Genomic DNA, 3,948 nt, shown 5'->3' with positions numbered 1-3,948 from the left:
CCTGGGAAAGGGGATCCCTTCCTCAGGTTTTTTGCTTTTGAATGGGAAAGGATCCCTTTTGCTCCGGGTGGGGCGATGAAAACGTCTGGGACAAGTTCTGCGGCGGCGGCTTTGCCCGTCGCGCTGCCGCTGCTGCTGGCGCCGGCAGGAGATTGGGAGTGTGCCAAGGCAGCGGTAGAAAACGGGGCCGATGCCATTTACTTCGGGCTGGAGCGGTTCAACGCCCGCCTACGCGCCCGCAACTTCACAGAGGCAGATTTGCCGGAGCTGATGGCTTGGCTGCATCAGCGGGGGGTGCGAGGCTATGTAACTTTGAATACTCTGGTCTTTCCGGGGGAGCTGGAGGAAGCGGAGCGGTACATCCGCTCGATGATCGCGGCGGGGGTGGATGCGGTCATTGTCCAGGATATTGGCATCGCACGCTTGATCCGTCATCTTTCTCCCGATTTCCCCATCCACGCCTCGACGCAGATGACCGTCACCAGCGGTATCGGGGCAGAGTTTGCCGCCGAGTTGGGCTGTGAGGTGGTGGTGCTGGCGCGGGAGTGTTCCCTCAAGGAGATGGCCAAGATCCGCGCCCATCTGGAAGAGAAGGGATCCCCCGTCTGCTTGGAAATCTTCGTGCACGGGGCGTTGTGCGTGGCCTATTCCGGGCAATGTCTGACCAGCGAGGCGCTGGGAGGACGTTCGGCCAACCGCGGAGAATGTGCCCAGGCCTGCCGCCTGCCCTACGAGCTGGTGGTAGACGGGATGCGGCGCGATCTGGGGGAGAAGCGGTATCTGCTCAGCCCCCAAGATCTGGCCGGTCTGGAGGTGCTGCCGGAGCTGGTCAAGCTGGGGATCCACTGCTTAAAAATTGAGGGTCGTTTGAAATCGCCGGAGTATGTAGCCAATGTAACGCGCATCTATCGCCAGGCCTTGGACGCCCTGGGGGCAGGGCAGGCGTGGCAGCCCTCAGCTCAGGAGTGGTATGAGCTGGAGATGAGCTTTTCCCGCGGGCTGTATACCGGCTGGCTGCGGGGTATCAACAACCAAGAGCTGGTGCATGCCCGTTTTGGCAAGAAGCGGGGGGTTTACCTGGGGCAGGTGCTGCGGATCGAAGGGGATCAGGTGGGGGTGCGCCTGCAGGCTCCCCTCAAGCCGGGCGATGGCGTGGTGTTCGACCAGGGAGAGCCGGAGCAGGGGGGGCGGGTTTACCGCGTGCACAAGAAGCAGGGGCTGGCCTGGCTTGGCTTTGCCCAGGGGGCCATTGACCTCAAACGCCTGCGGCCAGGGGATCGCCTCTGGAAGACCAGCGACCCGGAGCTGGAGAAACGCCTGCGCCAGAGCTATGCCGGGGATCAGCCTCGCTTTCAACGCCCCGTCCACCTGGAAGTTCACGGCCAGGCCGGCTTGCCCCTGACGCTGATCCTGCGGGATGAAGAGGGCCACGTGGTGCGGGTGGATTCGCCGGTGCCTTTGCAGCCTGCCCATCACCAACCCCTCACCGACGAGAAGCTGCGGCAGCAACTGGGTCGTTTGGGTTCCACCCCGTTCAAGTTGGGATCCCTGCACAATGCCCTGGAAGGAGAGGTGATGCTGCCGCTGAGCGTCCTCAACCAAATGCGGCGCCAAGCCGTGGAGCAGTTGCAGGCGCTGCGGGCTCGGCCCCGCCGCTGGCAGCTCAACCCTGAAGCTCGCTGGCCAGATCTGCTGCCCGCCCCGGAGCAACCGGAAAGGGGATCGCCCCAACTGGTGGTGCTGGTGCGGGATCCAGAGCAGTTGCCGGCGGCAATTGCCTGTGGCATCCGGCAGATCTACCTGGAGTTGGAGGATCCCCGCCGCTACCGGGAAGTTATCCGCGCCACCAAGGCCGCTCACCCTGAGGTGGAGCTGTGGGCGGCCCCGCCCCGCATCACCAAGCCGGGAGAAAGCTGGATCCTCAAACAGGTGTTGGCAGCAGGAGCCGATGGCTATCTGGTGCGCAACTACGACCACCTGCGCTTTTTTGCCGGCCAGCGCTGCATCGGCGATTTTTCCTTGAACGTGGCCAACCCCATCACCGCCCACTATTTCAAAAGCCGCTACCCCTTGGAGCGCCTGACGGCCTCCTATGACCTCAACCACGAGCAACTGGGATCCCTGCTCCAGGCCGGCCCCGCCCACTGGTACGAGGTCACCATCCACCAGCACATGCCCATGTTCCACATGGAGCACTGCGTCTTCTGCGCTTTTTTGTCCCGCGGCACCGACTACACCAATTGTGGCCGTCCCTGCGAAAAACACGAGGTGAGGCTGAGGGATAGGGCCAATGTCGAGCACATTTTGAAAGCCGATGCCGGCTGCCGCAACACTCTCTACAACGGCAAAGCCCAAACCGGGGCCGAGCATGTGCCAAAACTGCTGGATCTGGGGTTGCGATATCTGCGCATTGAGTTCTTGCAGGAATCCCCCGAGCAGATCCGGCAAACCTTGCGCTGCTATCAACAGCTTCTCCAAGGCCGGATGAGCGGATCCCAGCTGTGGCGCGAGCTGAAGCTACATAGCCAATTGGGGGTTACGCGCGGGTCTTTGCAGAGTTAGAGGCTGCGCGGCCTTACATACCCTCTGTATTCTCTGCGGTTGCCGAGGCCGGGTGGGCAGAGCAATAGAAAAAACACTCCCGCAAAATTGGCGTAAAATTTCCTCAGGGTACGGTCGTTTCCCAACCTCTCTTTTGCTTCCCTATCCTCTGCGTAGCTCTCTCTTTGGTTACCGTGAAACACACCCTCAGCGCCCTTGTGCAGGATCAGCCTGGCGTTTTAACCCGCATCGCGGGGATGTTTGCCCGTCGCGGCTTTAACATCGACAGCCTCACCGTCGGCCCCACCGAACGACCGGGGATCTCTCGCATCACCATGGTGGTGCAGGGAGATGAGCACGACGTGGAGCAGATGACGAAGCAGCTCTACAAGCTCATCGATGTGCTAAAAGTTACCGATATCACCCACGTCCCCTGTGTGGAACGGGAGCTGATGCTGGTCAAGGTGAATGCCAGCCCCGAGACCCGCTCCGCCATCATGGATGTCGCCCAAATGTTTCGTGCCCGGATTGTGGATGTGGCGGAGGAGTCTTTGACCCTCGAGGTGACCGGGGATCCGGGCAAAATGGTGGCGATCATCAAGATGTTGACCAGCTTTGGCATCCGCGAGATCGCCCGTACCGGTCTGGTGGCCCTCACCCGCGAGTCCGGCGTGAATACGGAATACTTGAAGCAACACCCCACCTTAGTGACCATCTGATGGCCTTACGAGAAGCGATGCCACAACCGGGGGAGAGGTGGCGGGGATCGGCTTGGCGCGGCGGAATTCGCAGGATCCTCGGCCTTGTGGCCATTGTGCTGGTGGGGCTGCTGGCCGGCTGCGGCCCCAGGCCGCCCAAGCCGATTGTGCAGCAGGCCCTTGCCTATCAGATCGCTCATTTGTCCGAGCCGGTGGCCTCCTTGGTGGGCAGTGAGCAGTTGTCGGCCCGGCTGGAAGTGCAAGATGTGAAAATCCGTCGGGATCGCCGTGAACCTTTGCTGTTGGCCTGTTGCTCCGCAAGAACAGGAGAAACGCTGGAAGGCCATCACCTCAGCGGTACCTACACCCTGATCGTGAAGCCGCCGGGATCCCGCCGTCCTTATCGCCGCAAAGGGGATCCCTTTCAGCTCACCTTGGCCCACCAAAAGGCACAAACTGTTGCTACGCAGCGCTCGCCTGACGCAGAGCCCCAAACCGTGCCCGAACGGTGGCTACTGGCCTACGGCTCGCCTGATGCTAAGACCTGGAGGGTCATCGACTTTCTGCCTCAGCCCGCACCGGCACCGGAGTTGCCTCCTGCCGAGCCAGAACCGGCCATCCCGGCAGCCTGACTCACCGCAGCAAAGCCGCCCCCCAGGCAAAAAGACCATCCACCAACAGGGTATTTAGCACTGCTCCGGCAAAGGCC

At 61.8% G+C, this 3,948-nt stretch carries 3 protein-coding genes; all 3 read left to right on the top strand.

Annotated features, from left to right (window positions below):
* Nucleotides 1-75: 75 nt before the first annotated feature.
* The 3 genes from NW857_RS03350 (at nt 76) to NW857_RS03340 (ending at nt 3,871) form a co-directional block, all read left to right on the top strand.
* Nucleotides 76-2,562 carry a DUF3656 domain-containing U32 family peptidase gene (locus tag NW857_RS03350; protein WP_414367945.1) on the top strand — a complete coding sequence of 829 codons (2,487 nt, stop codon included), beginning with the start codon at nt 76-78 and terminating at the stop codon, nt 2,560-2,562.
* A 173-nt stretch (nt 2,563-2,735) separates the two neighbouring features.
* The gene (ilvN, locus tag NW857_RS03345) at nt 2,736-3,260 is read left to right on the top strand and encodes an acetolactate synthase small subunit (RefSeq protein WP_414333369.1); all 525 of its coding nucleotides are present in this window, start codon (nt 2,736-2,738) and stop codon (nt 3,258-3,260) included.
* Between the two features lie 86 nt (nt 3,261-3,346).
* Complete coding sequence (locus NW857_RS03340) at nt 3,347-3,871, top strand: hypothetical protein (protein ID WP_414347396.1); 525 nt, start codon at nt 3,347-3,349, stop codon at nt 3,869-3,871.
* The last annotated feature ends 77 nt before the right edge of the window (nt 3,872-3,948 follow it).

Source organism: Synechococcus sp. H55.9 (assembly GCF_047462355.1).
In the GTDB taxonomy this organism is placed as follows: domain Bacteria; phylum Cyanobacteriota; class Cyanobacteriia; order Thermostichales; family Thermostichaceae; genus Thermostichus.
This window is presented reverse-complemented; position numbering and strand designations above follow the sequence as displayed.

Bases quoted from the DNA above. Each gene is read 5' to 3' on its own strand.
- NW857_RS03350 (WP_414367945.1), top strand. From the start codon at position 76: ATGAAAACGTCTGGGACAAGTTCTGCGGCGGCGGCTTTGCCCGTCGCG.